Raw genomic sequence first — 16909 nt, 5'->3', positions numbered from 1 at the left:
GCATTCTAGGCGCCCGCCGGCTCGGGAGCGCGTGCCCCCGGCCGGCGAACCTGGAGGAGAGACGGATGCCCTTGATTGAAACCGAAGAGGCGGCGCGACGCCTTGCGCGCGCCATCGCAAGCGATCTCTCGCTCTACAACGAGGAGAAGATCGTGCAGGGCATCCAGCAGGATGACCTCTTCACGGTCCTGTCCGAGGAGGTCGAGGAGGGTCGCGCCCTCTACAAGAGCCGCGTGTCGCCGGATCTCTTCCAGAAGAATTTTTACGACCGCGCCCTCGTGGACATCCTGGTCAAGTCCAAGGGCCACATCAAATCGAAGATCTGGTAGCGAGCCTGCGCAGCTGGTCGAGCGCCTTGCGCATGTCCGCTGGCAGGGCGCTCTCCCAGCGCATCGGCTCTCGCGTGGCGGGGTGGATGAACCCGAGCACGCGCGCGTGCAGGGCCTGCCGGCCGAGCTCCTCGGCGATCGCCCGTACCGCCGGCTTCTTCGGCGGCTTGCCGTAGAGGGGGTCTCCGAGGACCGGCGTCCTGCCGCGCTCGGCGAGGTGCACCCGGATCTGGTGGGTGCGGCCCGTCTCGAGCGAGCACGCGACGACCGTCGCCGCGTCGCCGAGCCTCTCGAGCACGCGGACGTGCGTCACCGCGCGGCGCGGCGCCGTGGCGCGCGCACCGGGCGCGCCGGCGTCGCTGCGGCCGGCGTCGCTGCGCATCCAGGACGTGTAGCGGAGCCTGTCGGTCGGGTGGCGGCCGTGGAGCGTGTCGTAGGTGGCGTCTCGCGCCTCGCCGGCCACGATCGCGGCGTACTCGCGCTCGATCTCGTGCCTGGCGAACCGCGCTTTCAGCCCCTCGCGGGTGGGCTCGTCCTTGGCCACGACGAGCAGGCCGCTCGTCCCTCGGTCGAGCCTGTGCACGATCCCGGGGCGGACATGGCCCATGGGATCGCGCGGATCGGCGGGCGCCAGCGCGAACCCGGGCAGGGCGAGCAGCCCGTTGACCAGCGTGCCCGACTCGTGCCCGCGCGCCGGGTGCACGACGAGCCCTGCCGGCTTGTCGATCACGAGCAGGTGCTCGTCCTCGTACACCACCGGGATGGCCACGCTAGGGTCGGCCGCCGCGGCGGAGGGCGCCGGCTCTTCTGGCCGGATGTCGACAAGCGCGCCCGAGCGCACCGCCACCGACGCGCGCGCCGGCTCCCCGTCGACGAGGATCCGACCGGTGGCGATCCACCGCTGCACCGCCGCGCGTGAGGTCGCGCGGCCCGCGCGTTCCAGCAGGTGGACGACGAGCTTGTCGAGCCGGTCACGCGGGTCGCCGTCGCCCACTCGGAAGTGGAGCGCTTCCCCACCGGCAGCCATCGCGTTCGTCACGGGCGTCGTTCGCGGCCGAGCGGCGCCAGCGCGAGGGCGTCGCTCGCCGTGCGATCAATACTCCGTATCGCCCTCGTCGTCCTCTTCCGCGGTCCCGAGCTCGGGGTTGAGCGCGATGTGCGACTCGAGGTCCTCGAGCCGCTGCGCTTCGGACAGCCTGGCGAGGCCGCACTGCTCGACGAGGTACAGGTCGAACGCCGTGTAGCGAGGGAAGACCCGGACGTTCGTGTCCTCGTTGTCGAGGCCGAGGATGACGAGCTCGCCGTCCCGCCTGGCCTCCCCGAGGTAGAGCGCGTTCCACGGCTGACCGGGGAGGTTGGGCAACCGCACGACCTTGCTCCGGAGGCGCGACTCGGTCCAGCCGAGGTCGGTCTTCGCCTCGGCCAGCTTGCGGACCGAGGTGAGCTTCGGTCGAGGCGCCGACGGGTCCTGGCCGAAGCGATGCCGCCCCTTGAACCGCGGGCCCAGGCTATCGAGGGCGAAATCGAACTCCAGGAACGCCCGCAGCGTGGGCGGCAGCTCGACCATCAACTTCGACTCGAGCGCATCGAGCGCCGCCTGGCTCGCTCCCACGGCGGCATGGCTGGAAGGGCGCTTCTTCAGTTGCGCGACCACCCGATGCACAAGCTCAACGCCACGTTCGATCGGTGCCATGTATCCACGGGCCGCAGTTGCGCGGCGTTCTTCAGGAACCAAAGGGCCTCACTAGGCCGCGTTTTCGGCCCCGGTTGTTGCGGGCGCGTCGCGCGCTCGGGCGGCACTCTACATCAGCCGACCGGGAGCGCGTCCCTCTATGGTGCCTACCGGTCCGGTCTGCTCGGTGTCAACCTGCGATCGCACCTGCTGTCGATCATTCATCCGCCGGGAGCGAGCGACCGGCGTTTTCCGCGTCACCGGTGTCCCGCCGAACGCGGCCCGCCTCTCTCTCGTGAGCGGGAGGCGCGCCGCGCTCGCCAGATCAGGACGGCGACCGCCCCGAGCACCACGGCGGCGCCGACCGCCAGGATGACCCATTGTGGCGCAGGGTAACGGCCGCGCTGAAGGCCGGCAGGCGGCCGCTCGTACTCGATCTGGAGCTGCGCGCCCACCGAGCCTCGTTACACGCGGATGCGTCGACCCGCAACTTGATCCGCGGCGCGAGCCAGCCTGATCGGCGCACCACCCCGCCCGTCAGCCGTCCTGGCACCTCCTCGTACTCAGCCGCGCAGCTCGAGGCGGCGGGCCCCGGGGCCGCGCAGACCGACCGGACAGCGTCAGGGGATCAAGACTTGCCTTCCTGGAAACCCGGGCGTGTAAAGTGAATCGACGCGTGGGCACCATGCGGCCGGTCCGAGAGGGTGAGAGATGAAGCCGGGCTCTTCAGCATGGGTCGGGGAGGCGTGTCCGCGGTCCCCCGGGATTCGACGATCCCTCTTCGCGCTCGGGGCGTGGGCGGCTTTCGGCGCGCTGGTGGGGGCGTGCGGCCGGACGAGCCTCCTCGAGCTCTCGGATGCCGGCGCTGGCGGGGCCGGCGTCGGAGGTGGGCTCGTCAGCACGACCAGCGCGTCGTCGAACGGCGGCGACGGCGCCGGAGGCTTCGCGGCCTGCGGCGGCCCCACGGACTGCGACGACGGCGACGCCTGCACAAGCGACGACTGCGAGGACGGGCGCTGCGAGCACCGTCCCCGCGACGACGACCGGGACGGCCTGGGGCCGACGATCTGCGGCGGGAGCGACTGCAACGACTTCAACCCGTCCGTCTTCCCGGGCGCTCCGGAGATCTGCACGGACGCGGCGGACAACGACTGCAACGGCGTGGGCGACTGCTTCGATCCCGCGTGCGCCGCAGGGCAGGACTGCGGCTGTACCCCGAGCCACGCCGGCGAGCGCTGCGAGAACGGCGTCGACGACGACTGCGACACCCTCGTCGACTGCTTCGACGCGGACTGCTCGGGGACCCCCGTCTGCGGCTGTTCCGCCTCGGAGATCGGGAAGTGCGGCAACGGCGTCGACGACGACTGCGACGGCGTCTTCGACTGCGATGACGGCAACTGCGGGGCCGACCCGCTGTGCGCCTGCAGCCTCCAGGGAGAGCTCTGCGACAACCGCGCGGACGACGACTGCGATCTCCTTGTCGACTGCGCCGACCCGGACTGCCGCAATTTTTTCCCTTGCGTGTGCGAGCCGCCCGGCTCGCTGGAGCGGTGCGAGGATGGCCAGGACAACGACTGCGACGGGAGGATCGACTGTGCGGACCCGCAGTGCATCTCCGCGCCGGCCTGCGATCGTTGCGTGCCGGAGATCTGCGACGACGGCTTCGACAACGATTGCGATGAGCACATCGACTGCGCCGACGCCGCCTGCGTCTTCGCGCCGAACTGCGAGCCGACGCCGGAGCAGTGCAACAACGAGCTCGACGACGACCGCGACGCCCTGATCGACTGCCGGGATCCGGACTGCGCGAGCAGCCCGGTGTGCGTGCTCGCGCAGGCGAACTGCCTCTCGCCGAGGCGCATCGGCGGGACCGGCACCTACACGGGGGATACCACCGGCCACGTGAGCGAGACCCTGGGCGCGTGCGGCGGCGACGCCGGCGAGGCGGTCTTCTTCTTCGTGCTCACCACGCCGTCGCGCGTGCGCCTCGACTCGCGGGGGTCGAGCTTCGACTCGGTGCTCTACGTCCGCACCGGCATCTGCAACGCCGGCCGGGAGATCGGCTGCGACGACGACAGCGGCGGCGAATCGGGGTCCTCGCTGCTCGACTTCAGCATCCTGTACCCGGGCACGTACTTCGTCTTCCTCGATGGCTACACGATCGATCCCGGGAGCGGCGCGAACGAGGGCCCCTTCGTGCTCAACGTCGAGATCGTCCCGAACCCGAGCGAGCGCTGCGACGACGATCTCGACAACGACGGCGATCACCACGTCGACTGCGCCGATCCCGACTGCGCCGCCTTCGGCCCCTGCCGGGGCTGCGCGAACGGCGCCGCGCCTGGCCCCGAGTTCGGGTCCGCCGCGTGCACCGACGGGATCGACAACGACTGCGACGGCACGCTCGACTGTGCTGACGAGGACTGCAGCGCAAGCGACTTTTACGTGACGGAGTGCTGCGACGGCCTCGATGAAAACGGCAACGGGATCCCCGACGACTTCAACTGCCGATGCGCCTCGGACGCCGACTGCGACGCGGGGCAGATCTGCTACGCGCACACGGCGTACACGTGCGGTTTGCCGTGCAACAGCTTCTTCGGGAGCGTTTGCCCCTTCGTGGCACCGGGCTCGCACTGCAACGACGCGACCAGCCAGTGCGAGTTCTGAGGGCCCGGAGGCCGGCGCCCTCGCCTCGTCCGCGCGCACGGCGCTCCCCTGCTGGCGGTCACCCGGGCTAAGGTCACGGTATGGAGATCCTCATCATTCGCCACGGCCAGGCCGTGGATGACGCGCCCGACCTCGGTGACGCCGGTCGCTGGTTGACGGGCAAGGGTCGCAAGGTGACCCGGCGCGTCGCCAGGTGGCTCGCGAAGCAGAAGGGCCGATGTCCTGCGGCGCTCTGGACGAGCCCCCTCGTGCGCTCGGTGCAGACCGCGGAGATCATCGCCGAGGCTGCCGAGCTGACCGATGAGGTCTCGGTGGTCGCCGAGCTCTCTCCCTCGCGGGACACCGCCGACATCCTCCGCCTCCTCTCGCAGTATCAGGGGCCGCAGCCGCTGGCGCTCGTGGGGCACGAGCCCTCGCTGTCGGCGCTGGTGACATCGCTGCTCGGCGACGTCGGCTGGACAGGCCTGAAGAAGAGCGGCGTCGTTGCGGTGAGCTGGGACGGGCGTGGGCCGGGGACGTTGCGCTTCGCCCTGGATCTGAAGACCATGAAGGCGGTCGACCCGGTGAAGGAAGCGCAGCAGCCGGCGCCTCGCTCCCGCTGAGCGGCGGGGAGGTACGGACGCGCGCTCAGCGCGCCGATCGCTCCACGGCGCTCAGCACGTCGACGTCGCGCACGCCGTCCGCTTCGGCGCGGTACGACAGCACGATCCGGTGCCGCAGCGCCGGGATCAGCAGCGCCCTCACGTCGTCGACGTCTGCAGCTGCCTCGCCGCGGAGCGCTGCGCGCGCCTTGGCGGCGATCACGAGCGCCTGGCTCCCGCGCGGCCCCGCGCCGTAGCGCACGTAGTCCCGGACCTCCTGCGCGGCGCGCTCCGTCCCCGGCCGCGTCGCCCTGGTGAGGCGCACCGCGAGATCCACGGCCTCGTCGGTCACCGGGATCCTCGGGATGAGGCCGCCGATCGCACGCACCTCTGCCGCCCGGAGCACCGCCGCGATCACCGGCGGCTTCCCCGAGGTCGTCCTCCGCGCCACCTCGCGCTCCTCGGCCTCGCTCGGGTACGTGACGTGGATCTCGAGCAGGAAGCGGTCGAGCTGCGCCTCTGGCAGCGGGTACGTTCCTTCCTGCTCGATCGGGTTCCGCGTCGCGAACACCTGGAAGGGGTCGGGCAGGGCGTGCGTGGTGGTCCCGACGGTCACCTTGCGCTCCTGCATCGCCTCGAGCAGCGCCGCCTGCGTCTTCGGCGGCGTCCGGTTCACCTCGTCCGCGAGGACGAGGTTGTGGAAGATGGGGCCGGGTTGGAAGCGCAGGCTCCGGGACCCGTGCTGCTCGTGCAGCACGTCGGTCCCCGTGATGTCGGCGGGCAGCAGATCCGGCGTGAACTGGACGCGCCCGAAGCTGAGGTCGAGCGCCTTGGCGAGCGACGACACGAGCAGCGTCTTGGCGAGCCCCGGGACGCCGACGAGCAGCGCGTGCCCGCGCGCGGCGAGCGTGATCAGCATGGCCTCGACCACGTCGTCCTGCCCGACCACCGCCGCCGCGATCGCCGAGCGGAGCCGCTTGGCTCCTTCCGCTGTGCGCTCGAGGAGCGCGGCATCCGAGAGGGAGCTCGACGCCTCGTCGGCGGTCGTCTCGGCGTCGTTCGTGTGCTCGGGATCGCTCATACGGGCAGGGCTCGTACCCCGAGGCCGCGATGCCGACAAGGACCCGGCGGAGCCAGCGCTCGCCGCGGCGCGGTTCTGCTCCGTGGAGGTTTGCTCCGACCGGTGAGCCAGTGTTAGCAATCGATTGTAATGGCGCAGAGCTCTGAGGCCCGGGAGAGGAGGGGGACGCACGCGGCGGACGGGGAGGCGCAGCGCGAGCTCAAGGTGAGCGAGCCAGCGGACGAGCCGTCCAGCGGCGGCACCGGCGCGGCGGAGGACGGCATCGAGGCCCCCGCGGCGGGTGGACAGGGCGGCCCTGACGAGGACGGTGGGGCAAACGGCGAAGCGCCGTCGGCGCCGCTGGAGTCGCTGAGCCTGCACGACGGACCGATCCCGCACGCGCCGCTTCCGCCGGTCGCGGGGCCGTGGCGTTCCTACAAGGAGATCCTCGCGACCCTGGCCCAGCGGGTGCTTGAGGCGCAGCGCCCGATCCGGATCCTCCAGGCGCTCCGGTGGGAAGCCGAGGTCGAGGAGCAGTTTTTCCGCTCGAAGCAGCGCGAGCTTCCCAGGGTGACCTACTTGGACGACCTCGGGTTCGACCCGGCGGCGAAGCAGCGCGAGCTCGAGGAGATCCTCCGCGACGCCGAGCGGGAGCTCGGCAAGCGCGATCGGCTCGGCCAGATCCTCCGCACGACCGCGGACGAGTACAGGAAGGTCGTGACCATGCTCATGGGGCGGGGAACGAAGGCGTTTTACACCCTGTCCCGCGAGCTTTACGGCTCCCCCAAGGACAAGCTGCCCGACGGGAAGACGAGCGTTCGGGACATGGGGTTCGTGCTCTATGATCTTCTGACGGCGATCGGCGGTGAGCGGCTCGGCCCGTCGCAGCAGCGCGAGATCACGGCGGAGATGGCGGCGCTCGAGCTGAACGGCCGCTTCGACCGCTTCTTCGGCGGCGCGTCGATCCGCGTGCACGTGGACGACTCGCTCCTCGCGGACGCCGCCGCTGGCAGCGACTATGTGAAGATCAGGAGCGGCGCGATGTTCTCCAGGAGCGACGTCGACATCCTCGAGGCGCACGAGGGGTGGGTGCACGTCGCGACCAGCCTGAACGGTCAGGCTCAACCTGTGGCGCGCTGGCTGGCGAAGGGGCCTCCGCGCACCACGGCGGTTCAGGAAGGGCTCGCCGTCCTGCTCGAGATCCTCACCTTCAGGAGCACGCCGCGTCGCGCGAAGAAGCTGAACGACCGCATCCTCGCGGTGGACAAAGCGGAGGACGGGGCGTCCTTCCTCGACGTGTTCGAGTGGTACCGCACCGAAGGTTACGAGGAAGAGGAGTGCTTCCAGAATGCCCGGCGCGTCTTCCGCGGCGGCGTGCTCGCCGGGGGAGCGCCGTTCACGAAGGACGCCTGCTACTGCAAGGGGATTGTCCTCAACTACGCCTTCATGCGCGCTGCCATCCAGAACGATCGAGCGATGCTCATTCCCTTCCTGTTCGTGGGGAAGGTCGCGCACGAGGACGTCCCCGTTCTCCACGCGCACGTGACCGACGGGATCATCCGCCCGCCCCCGTATCTCCCGCCGCTCTTCGACGACATGAACGGGCTGGCGATCTGGATCTGCTATTCATCCTTCTTTTCCCGCCTCGGTGGGGCGGCGCTCGCCGAGCACTACGGCAGGATGCTGGAGCACTGATCGCGCCCGATCCGCGCGCCGCTCCCGGCGGCGCCCGTCTCGACGTGCTCGGTGCTCGCTCAAAGGGGCGGCGCGGCGGCTGCCTGCGCGCTCGATCCGGCCGTGTGCGCGTGGGCGAGCGCGCGCGTCACCGCGATCCAGAGCCTGCGCCGGATCGCATCCGGCACCTCGGGGACGAGCCTGGCCGCGCTCATGAGCGCCTCTCCGTCCACCGCTCGTGAGCGCTCCGCGACCGGGAGGCTCAAGGGATCGCGGAGCGCGCGCCGGTCCTCGGCGTTCATGCGCTTCACCGCCACGCGGAAGTCCTCGCGGGCGAGCCGGAGGCGGTTGCGCACCGTGTTCTCCTTCACGTCCAGATCGCGCGCGATGTCGGCGGTCGTCACGTCGAGCAGGTCGTGCAAGATCAGGACGACCCGTCGTTCGAGGTCGATCGCTCCCAGCAACCGGCCGACGAGCTGGCCGCTCTGCTCGCGCGCGAGCAGCTGTTCCGAGCTCAAGCCTGGGTCGGCGAGGTCGAACGGCCAGCTCGTCCCCGCGCCGACCGCGATCTCTCGGCGGCGATGGGCTCGCCCACGGTAGTGGCCTACCTGTCGCCACGCGATGCCGAACAGCCAGCGCTTGAGGGGTTCGCCGAGCGGGATCGCTGTCTGCGGCGCCCTGCGCTCCGAGCTGGGGTCGTGCCCGGAAGGGGGGTGGCCGGCGCGTGCCCCGTCTGTGCTGCGCCTCGGATCAAAGCTTTCCAGGGCGTGGTACGCAGCGATCATCACGTCTTGCAGGACGTCGTCGATGTCGCGCTCCGCCACCCCGAGCCAGCGGAGCGCTTGCCGGAGAAACGACAGGCCAACCGTGTACACGGTCTCGAAGCTGGGCCGCTCCAGGAGCGGCACGTGCCCAAGAGGCTCTTGCATGCCTGAACTTACGTGCAGCAGCCCCCACCGATTTGAAAATCGTCAGACCACCCCAGGGAGGTTGCTCATTTGTAGTATAAACTACAAATTTCACTGGTACGTGCAACGTGAGCTCACTTGCCCTGGAACACCGGCTTCCGCTTCTCCATGTATGCGGCGAGCCCCTCGCGAGCATCCTCCGATGCGAACAGCTCCGCCTGCAGTTCTCGCTCGAGGGCGAGCCCCTGTTCGAGTCCGACCTCGAAGCCTGTCTGCACCGCGCGCTTGATGCGTCCGACCGCCAGGGCCGCGCGATCCGGCAGCGTGAACGTGTGGCTGTACGCGAGGATCCGGTCCATGAACTCGTCGTGGGAGGCCGTCTCCCAGACGTCGTTGACCAGGCCGACCGCGAGCGCCGTCTCGAAATCGAACGTCTGGCCCTCGCAGATCAGCTGGATCGCCCGGGATTTACCGATGAGCCTGGCGAGGCGCTGGGTGCCGCCCGTGCCGGGAAGGACGCCGAGCGCTACCTCTGGGAGGCCGATCTTTCCGGCGTTCTTGCGGGCGATGCGGAGGTCACAGGCCATCGCGATCTCGAGGCCGCCGCCTACGGTGTGACCGTTCAGCGCCGCAATGCAGAGCTTTGGCGTGTGCTCGAGGCGGCTCAGCGTCTCGTTTGCGTGGAGACAGAAGTAGTATTTGAACGTCGGATCCGACTCGCGGAGCATGTTCATGTTCGCTCCGGCGCAGAAGAACTTTTCGCCGTGCCCGGTGATGACGATGACATGTACATCGTTGTCGAAGCGGGCCTCGAGGATGGCCGCGTCGAGGTCCTTCATCATCTCGTGGGTGTACCCGTTGACGGGCGGATCATTGAGGGTAAGCAGCGCGACGCCTGCAGAGGTGGCGTAGTCGACGAGAGCCATGGGCCTCTTTACCAAACCGTCAGAAAAAGCGCTGCCCCCTGGTAGAATGGCGCGAGATTGTGCTACCCCGCAGGGACGTGCTCATGAACGCGCAGGACGTGCGGCAGAAGTTAAAAGAACTCATGGTCGAGGAGCTGAACCTCGAGGGGAAGACGCCGGCCGACATCGACGACGCCGCGCCGCTGTTCGGCGAGGGGCTGGGCCTCGATTCGCTGGACGCGCTCCAGCTCGCCATGAGCGTGGAGGAGCGCTTCGGCGTCCGCATCCCGGAGGGCGACGAGGCGAGGCCGATCTTCGCATCGGTGGACGCGCTCGTGGCCCACATCCTCAAGTCGACCGCGGCCGCGTGATCCCGCCGCAGAGAGCCGTTCGAGCGTGCGAATCTGGGTGACGGGCATCGGGGTCGTCTCGCCTCTGGCGCGCGGGGCGAGGGCGACGATGGACCGGCTCATCGCAGGCGACCGGGCCTTCGCGCCGCTCTCCTTGTTCGAGATCCCCGGGACGCGCGCGCGCATCGCCGCGGAGGTCCGCGATCTCTCCGCCGAGGAGGTCGCTCCGCCGGGCGAGGCGGAAGGGTGGTCTCGGACCGACGCGATGGCCGTGCTCTCGGCCCGCGAGGCGCTCGCACACGCGGGCGTCGACCCCGGGGCCATGCCGGTCGACCTGGTGGTCGGCGGGACGACCGCCGGGATGTTCGAGACGGAGGAGCTGCTCGCCTGGCTCTCGCACGATCCCAGCGCGATCGCTCCCTTGAAGCGGATGCTCTCGCACCCGCTCTCGTCGACCGCCGATCACGTCCGCGCCGTCGTCGGCCCGTTCCGCCGGGTGAGGAGCGTTTGCAGCGCCTGCTCGAGCGGCGCCAATGCCGTCTTGCTGGGCGCGGCCTGGCTCCGCGCCGGCCTGTCCACCCGCGTGCTCGCGGGGGGCGCCGACGGCCTGTGCCGGCTGACGTACACCGGCTTCGGCGCCCTCGCGGCCGTCGATCCGGATCCGTGCCGCCCGTTCGATCGGCGGCGCGCCGGGCTGAACCTGGGCGAGGCTGCGGCGTTCCTGCTGCTCGAGTCGGAGGATGCCGCGCGCGCGCGGGGAGCGGAGCCGATCGTCGAGCTCCGCGGATGGGCGACCGGCGCCGAGGCGCATCACATCACGAACCCCGAGCGCGAGGGGCGCACCGCCGCCCGCGTCATGCGCGACGCGCTCCGGTGCGCGGCGCTCTCGCCCTCGGATCTCGACTACGTCAACGCGCACGGCACCGCGACGCCGCTGAACGACGCCATGGAGAGCGCCGCCCTGCGCGCCTGTCTCGGCGCCGAGGTGAGCCGCATCGCCGTCTCGTCGTCCAAGGGGCAGATCGGGCACACGCTCGGCGCTGCGGGCGCGGTCGAGGCGGCGATCACCGCCCTCGCCATCGCGCGCGGCGTGATGCCGCCGACCGGCGGCCTCGAGGAGGTCGATCCGGCGTGCCAGCTCTTGCACCTCAAGGAGGCGCGCGAGGCGCCAATCCGGGCGGCGATGTCGAACTCCTTCGGCTTCGGTGGCACGGACAGCGTGCTCGTGTTCACGCAGCCCGATCGGTTTCCGCCGCCGCTCGGCGTCGGCAGCGCGCCTGTGCGGCGCTCGGTCGTCGTGACGGCGGCCGCGACGATCGGTCCGCTCGGCGTCCTCGCGTCCCGCGGCGGCGCCGCGTACCTCGAGCCCGGCCCTCCGCCACCGGAGGGCCCCATCGCCTTCAACACGGGCGCGCACCTCGATCTCGCGCGCGCGAGGCGGCTCGATCGCGCCGGCCGCCTGGCGACGTCCGCGATCCTCACGGCGATCTCGGATGCCGGCCTCGGCGGCGCGGCTCAGGGCGCTGCCGGCGCGGACGACCCGGCGGCTGACGTCGCGCCGAGCCGCACCCTGCCCGGCGCCATCGTCGGCGCCTCCTTCGGCAGCGTCGACGCCTCGACCGCCTACATGCGGCGCATCTACGACAAGGGGGCGAAGTACGCGAGCCCCGCCGATTTCCCGAACCTGGTCCCCTCGTCACCGGTCGGGCACGCCTCCATCTACCTGGGCCTCCGCGGGCCGGTGTTCGCCATGGCCGATCTCGGCGCGACCGCGGAGGCGGCCATGGTCACGGCCATCGAGCTCATCACCGCCGGGGAAGGGGAGGTGCTCGCCGCCGGCAGCGTCGAGGAGGCGAGCCCCATGGTCGAGCGGTGCCTCGGTCCGATCTGCTCGCAGGTCGTCAGCTGCGGCGTGCGCAGCGAGGGCGCCGCCGTGCTGCTCTTCGAGAGCGCCGCGCGAGTGCGCGAGCGGGGGGCGCGCCCGATCGCGACGGTGGCCTGGTGGAGCTCCTGGCGCGGCGACGGCGCGGGGATGCTCGCGGGAGCGCCGGCGCCGGCGCCCCCCGGCCCTCCCGAAGCTGTCGCGCAGCGCGTGCAGCCCAGCGTCCCGACGCCCGCCGCCGTGTTCGTCGGGCGGAAGGCGGAGCGCATCGTCGCCTGCCTGCGGGGCTCGCCGTGGGCCGAGGTTCCGTGCTCCACGCTGGCGCCGCGCGCAGGCGATCACGAGGGCGCTGGCGGGTTCGCTGCGGCTGCGGCGGTCGCGGCGCTCGCGAGCGGCGCCCTCGCGAGCGTGCTCATCGTGGGTGGCGCACCCGACCGCGGATACGCCATCCTGCTGGTCGCTCCCGGCGACGCGTGACGACATCGCTGCCTGCGCCCGGCCGTCGTGTGCGCCGCCTCGTGCGCGCCGCGTGCTTCCTGCTCTCGCTCGCGTGCGCCCCCGCCTGCGCCGCCAATGTCGCGCGGCGCGGCAGCCCGCTCGACGCCGAGTTCGCGCGGATGCTGCCTCTCCCGTCGCCGGGCACGTCCGCCGCGCGGCTGGATCGATCGGCGTGGCGCGAGGGGCGAGCGCGCCTCGCAGAGCTCCGCCGCGAGGTCGAGGGGGCCGGCCCGCGCACGCTCCGCGTCCGCCTGGCGCTGCGAGAGCCGCGCACCGGCCAGGTGCTCGAGGCCCGCGGCGCGATCGCGATCGCACCGCCAGCGTTCGACGGGAGCGTCCGCGCGGCGGGTAGCGCGGTCCTCGAGCCGGAGGGCGCGCTCCGGATGATCCTCCTCGGGCCGGGCGGCACCACCGCGCTCGATTTATGGGCACGCGGCGACCGCTTCCGCTTCGCCGTCCCCGCGCTCGATCTGCTGAAGCGCGGCGATGCAGCGACGCCACGGGCATCGCTCCGCGGCCTGCCGGTAGATTTCCTGCGCTGGTGGATGCTCCACCCGGCAGCGGGGACGCTGCTCTGGTACGAGCGCGCCGCGAGCACGGCCGCCTTCGTCCTGCGTGACGGCGACGCCGTGATCGATCTGCGGATCAACGACCGCGGCTTGATCGGCGCGCGCCGCACGACGTGGTCGGCGGAGGGCGCGCGCCGGCGCCGGCTCGATGAGGAGATCGTGATCGCCCAGGGCATGGGCTGCGGCCACGTCCGCTACGCGCAGGCGTCGACCGGGCTGCTCGTCACGGTGCTCTGCGAGGCCGAGGAGCGGGACCGCGCGCCGGATCCGCGCGCCTTCGTCGATCCCGATGCGACCGGGCCGGGGGACGACTCATGAGCGATGCCTGCGTCATCGCTTCGGGCGCTGTCTCCGCGCTCGGCCTCGGCCCTCTCGCCTACCGCGTCCCCGACGCTGGCGAGCCCGCGCCTGTCGCGATCGCGCGCGACGAAGCGCTCGTGCGTGCCGGTCTCCTGCGGCCCTTCGCCGCTCGGGCGCCCGCAGCGCTCGGCGTCGCTCCGGGGACCGATCGCGCCACCGATCTCCTGAAAGCCGCGCTCTCGCAGACGCTCTCGGCGCTGGAGGGCGTGCGCCCGGGCTGGCGGGGCGAGCGCATCGGCATCGCCCTTGGCACGTCCAGCGGCGGCATGCTCACCGCAGAGCGGTTCTTCGCTGCCCGGGCCGAGGGGGCCGACGCCGCCTCGCTCGCCGTGCTGGCCGCGGGCGCGACCTATTTCGCGCCGTTCAACGATGCGCTCGCCGCGTTCGGGCTGGAGCGGACCCCGCGGCGCACGCACCTGCTCGCCGCGTGCGCGGCGAGCACCCTGGCCATCGGCCTCGGCCTCCGCTGGCTCGATCGCGACGCCTGCGATCTCGTGCTCGCCGGCGGCTACGACGCCCTCAGCACCTTCGTCGCCGCCGGCTTCGAGGCGCTCCGCGCGACGACCGCGTCCAGGTCGCGGCCCTTCCGCCTCGGCCGTGACGGCATGGCGCTCGGCGAGGGCGCGGCCGTCGTCGCCCTCGTCCGCGAGGATCGCCGCCGCGGCGCCCCGGTGATGGTTCGCGTCGCCGGCTTCGGCGCCTCCACGGACGCGGTGCACATCACCGCCCCGGATCGGACGGGCTCGGGGCTCATGCGCGCCGGCGCTGCGGCGCTCGCCGACGCCGGGTGGCCTGCCTCGCGCGTCGGCCTCGTCAGCGCCCACGCGACGGCGACGCCCTACAACGACGCGATGGAGTCGCGCGCGATCGCCGCGCTGCTCGCGACGCCCTGCCCCGCGGAGGGCTCGGGCGAGCCGCCGGGCGCCCATCTCCCACCGCCCGTGGTCCACCCGTTCAAGGCGCAGATCGGACACACGCTCGGGGCCGCGGGCGTGCTCGAGACGCTCTCGGCCGCGGCTGCCCTCGCGGCGTCCATCGCCCCGCCGGCGGCGTCCGAAGGCGAGCTCGATCCCGACGCTCCGGCCCTCCTGCTCGAGCGCGCCGAGCCGCGCCCGCTCGCTGCGGCGCTCAAGCTCTCGGCGGCCTTCGGCGGCGCCAACGCCGCGCTCTTGCTCACGTCCTGCGCGAGCGGTCGAACGCCGCGGCGCGCTCGCCCGGTGTACCTTCGCGCAGAGGCGCGCGTGACGGGCTTCGATCTCGGACGCCTCGCCGAGGCGACCGGCATCGCGCGCGACCGCCTCGCGCGCCTCGACGCGCTCTGCCGTCTCGGGTTGACCGCGGTGGCGGCCCTCGCCGACGTCGTCGGCGCCGACTCGTTGCGGGGCGCCGGCATCGTCGCGGGTCATGCGCTCGCGACGATCGACACAAACGACGTCTACGACGCCCGCCGTCGCGCGCGCGGCGCCCGTTTTGTCGAGCCGCGCCTCTTTCCCGCCACGTCGCCGAACGCGATCGCGGGTGAGTGCGCCATCGCGTACCAGCTCACCGGGCCGAGCTTCGCGGTCGGCGCCGGGCTCGGTGGCGCGCTGGAGGCGCTCCGCGCCGCGGCAGAGCTCGTCGCGTCCTCCGACGCCGATCGCATGGTCGTCGTCGCGGCCGACGACGCGGGGCCGGTCGCGCGCGAGCTGCTCGGCCTCACCGGCGCGCAGCACCGCGCGCTCGCCTGTGGCGCCGTCGCGCTCCTCCTCCAGGCGGCACCCGGCGACGCCGGGCGCCTGCGCCAGGTTGAGCTCGACCTCCCTGTCGACCACGAGGGGCCGGTCGGTCATCTCGCCCTCCTCCGCTGGCTCGATGAGCACGGGTAGCGGGTACGCCCGTCCGTGTCATCCGCCGTGGTCTTGATCGCTTCGCTTGCCGATCTGCACCTCGATCTGGCAAGGTCCCCGGCTGGAATCAGCTACTTCCACTGAGCGTTGTCCTGCCCGCGTATGCTCTGCCGCCAAACAAAAGCTGTCGCCTCGTTCCTCGTCGTCGCTTCGACCGTCCTCGCCGGCTGCGCGACCCACTACATCCCGAACACGGACGTCGAGGACAACGACGACAACCGCAAGATCATCTCGTTCTGCGAGAAGTACCGCAACGCGGTGGAGAGCAAGAACGTCGGTGCGCTGCTCCAGCTCGCCTCGCCCAAGTACTACGAGGACGGCGGCAACATCGACGCGGCGGACGACCTCGATTATGCCGGCCTGGGCGAGTACCTCAACGGCAAGTTCCAGGACGCGCGCGCCATCCGCTACGAGATCCGCTACCGGCGCGTCCTCAGGGAGGATGACCTCATCTTCGTCGACTACACCTTCAGCGCCAGCTACCGCATCCCGGGTCGCAAGGGCGAAGAGTGGCGCCGCAAGGTGGACGACAACCGCCTCGAGCTGGTGGAGCACCAGGACGAGTACCGCATCGTCGCGGGGATGTAGCCGCTCGGCCGCTGCCCTGTGGCGCCGTCGAGCGACGCAGGGGGCGGAGCTAGTTCAGCGCGCTCTTCGATGAGGGGGCATCGAAGACGCCCTTCTCCTTCGCGGCGGCGAGCACGCGGAGCGCCGTGCGGTAGCCGCGCAGGACGAGCGGCTTCGCGGCGAACCGGTTCATGTAGCTGTATCGGCCGATCGCGGGCGCCACGTCGAGGAAGGTGACGCTCGGGTAGAGCTTCGAGAGGAGCTCGACGCCGCGGCGCTCCTTCTCGGCCAGGAGGATGCTGAGCGACTGCCGGACGACGCCGGGCGCGCCGCTCCTCGCGATCGAGCGCTGCGACTCGTCGCGCTCCTCGGGACGGTAGATGTTGGAGATGATCACGATGTTCGCGCCAGCGTTCACGGCCACGTCGGCGGAGAGCGTCCGGATCACCTCGCCGCTCAGGTGATAGCGGCCGTTGATGCGGTAGGGCCGGAACAGGCCGGGCACGCAGCAGCTCGCGGCCACCGCCTGGCTGATCGGCGTGGCCTCGTCGTAGCCCGGTCCGAACACGACGCGCTTGGCGCTGTCCACGTCGACCGCCGTCACGTAGACCGCGTGCGGCAGCTGCCGGAAATCGTTGATCGGCAGCGTCCGGCGCACGTAGCGCTCGAGCCGATCGATCGAGAACACCCCCGAGCAGAGGTACCCCGGGTCGAGCAGATCGCGCAGCGCGGGCGGTCCGAAGAAGCTCGAGACGTGGAGGCGAGGTCCGCGGTGACGTCGTCTCCACGGGAGGCGGTAGGCGTCGAGCAGCACATCGAGCGGGATGTCCTGCCCGTACGTCGCGCTGACCAGCGCGCCAGCTCCCGCGCCCACGTAGATCTCTGGGTGGATCCCGAGCTCCTCGCAGGCCTTCAGCACGCCGAGGTGCGCCAGGCCTCGCGCCGCCCCCCCGGAGCCAACGAACGCGATCTTGAGGCGGCTCATCGAGCCCTGATCTTGTCGG

15 protein-coding genes are annotated in these 16909 nt (G+C 71.6%); 9 read left to right on the top strand and 6 right to left on the bottom strand.

What is annotated here, in order from left to right; all coding sequences use genetic code 11:
• Nucleotides 1-65 precede the first annotated feature (65 nt).
• Entirely contained in the window at nt 66-329 is a 264-nt protein-coding gene (locus tag WME75_RS31205) for a hypothetical protein (RefSeq protein ID WP_437478816.1), read from the top strand.
• On the opposite strand, the gene WME75_RS31200 is transcribed toward WME75_RS31205, so the two are convergent.
• Both WME75_RS31200 and WME75_RS31195 read right to left on the bottom strand, forming a co-directional pair.
• Nucleotides 310-1368 (bottom strand): RluA family pseudouridine synthase, encoded by a 1059-nt coding sequence (locus WME75_RS31200; RefSeq protein ID WP_437478814.1) that lies wholly within the window; start codon nt 1366-1368, stop codon nt 310-312. The two genes, WME75_RS31205 and WME75_RS31200, sit on opposite strands and share 20 nt — an antisense overlap.
• Before the next feature lie 54 nt (nt 1369-1422).
• Nucleotides 1423-1983 (bottom strand): SMI1/KNR4 family protein, encoded by a 561-nt coding sequence (locus tag WME75_RS31195; protein ID WP_437478812.1) that lies wholly within the window; start codon nt 1981-1983, stop codon nt 1423-1425.
• A 729-nt stretch (nt 1984-2712) separates the two neighbouring features.
• Between WME75_RS31195 and WME75_RS31190 the strand changes: the two genes are divergently transcribed.
• Nucleotides 2713-4665, top strand: a complete 1953-nt coding sequence (locus WME75_RS31190; protein WP_437478810.1) for a MopE-related protein — start codon at nt 2713-2715, stop codon at nt 4663-4665.
• A gap of 80 nt (nt 4666-4745) precedes the next feature.
• A complete protein-coding gene (sixA, locus tag WME75_RS31185) occupies nt 4746-5267 on the top strand; it encodes a phosphohistidine phosphatase SixA (RefSeq protein ID WP_437478808.1) in 522 nt (173 codons plus the stop codon).
• A gap of 25 nt (nt 5268-5292) precedes the next feature.
• Here sixA and WME75_RS31180 read toward each other — a convergent pair whose 3' ends face one another.
• The gene (locus tag WME75_RS31180) at nt 5293-6327 is read right to left on the bottom strand and encodes an AAA family ATPase (RefSeq protein ID WP_437478806.1); all 1035 of its coding nucleotides are present in this window, start codon (nt 6325-6327) and stop codon (nt 5293-5295) included.
• Between the two features lie 129 nt (nt 6328-6456).
• On the opposite strand from WME75_RS31180, the gene WME75_RS31175 reads away from it, so the two are divergent.
• The gene (locus WME75_RS31175; RefSeq protein WP_437478804.1) at nt 6457-8001 is read left to right on the top strand and encodes a flavohemoglobin expression-modulating QEGLA motif protein; all 1545 of its coding nucleotides are present in this window, start codon (nt 6457-6459) and stop codon (nt 7999-8001) included.
• 59 nt (nt 8002-8060) lie between these two features.
• Here WME75_RS31175 and WME75_RS31170 read toward each other — a convergent pair whose 3' ends face one another.
• Nucleotides 8061-8909, bottom strand: a complete 849-nt coding sequence (locus WME75_RS31170) for an RNA polymerase sigma factor (protein ID WP_437478802.1) — start codon at nt 8907-8909, stop codon at nt 8061-8063.
• Between the two features lie 113 nt (nt 8910-9022).
• The gene (locus WME75_RS31165; protein WP_437478800.1) at nt 9023-9814 is read right to left on the bottom strand and encodes an enoyl-CoA hydratase/isomerase family protein; all 792 of its coding nucleotides are present in this window, start codon (nt 9812-9814) and stop codon (nt 9023-9025) included.
• 83 nt (nt 9815-9897) lie between these two features.
• Between WME75_RS31165 and WME75_RS31160 the strand changes: the two genes are divergently transcribed.
• From WME75_RS31160 to WME75_RS31140, 5 genes are all read left to right on the top strand, one after another.
• Complete coding sequence (locus WME75_RS31160; RefSeq protein WP_433927994.1) at nt 9898-10164, top strand: phosphopantetheine-binding protein; 267 nt, start codon at nt 9898-9900, stop codon at nt 10162-10164.
• A 25-nt stretch (nt 10165-10189) separates the two neighbouring features.
• Entirely contained in the window at nt 10190-12502 is a 2313-nt protein-coding gene (locus tag WME75_RS31155) for a beta-ketoacyl synthase N-terminal-like domain-containing protein (protein WP_437478798.1), read from the top strand.
• Complete coding sequence (locus tag WME75_RS31150) at nt 12499-13410, top strand: hypothetical protein (protein ID WP_437478796.1); 912 nt, start codon at nt 12499-12501, stop codon at nt 13408-13410. The genes WME75_RS31155 and WME75_RS31150 overlap by 4 nt, the downstream gene beginning before the upstream one ends.
• On the top strand, nt 13407-15317 hold the full coding sequence (locus WME75_RS31145) for a beta-ketoacyl synthase N-terminal-like domain-containing protein (protein ID WP_437478794.1): 1911 nt from the start codon (nt 13407-13409) through the stop codon (nt 15315-15317). The genes WME75_RS31150 and WME75_RS31145 overlap by 4 nt, the downstream gene beginning before the upstream one ends.
• A gap of 123 nt (nt 15318-15440) precedes the next feature.
• Nucleotides 15441-15926 (top strand): hypothetical protein, encoded by a 486-nt coding sequence (locus WME75_RS31140; RefSeq protein ID WP_437478792.1) that lies wholly within the window; start codon nt 15441-15443, stop codon nt 15924-15926.
• A 49-nt stretch (nt 15927-15975) separates the two neighbouring features.
• Here the strand turns inward: WME75_RS31140 and WME75_RS31135 are convergent, their stop codons facing one another.
• Nucleotides 15976-16890 (bottom strand): patatin-like phospholipase family protein, encoded by a 915-nt coding sequence (locus tag WME75_RS31135; protein WP_437478790.1) that lies wholly within the window; start codon nt 16888-16890, stop codon nt 15976-15978.
• Nucleotides 16891-16909 lie beyond the last annotated feature (19 nt).

This window comes from Sorangium sp. So ce1014 (genome assembly GCF_051521505.1).
GTDB lineage: Bacteria > Myxococcota_A > Polyangia > Polyangiales > Polyangiaceae > Sorangium.
Note: the sequence above shows the minus strand (reverse complement) of the source record. Positions and strands in the feature narration are given on the sequence as shown.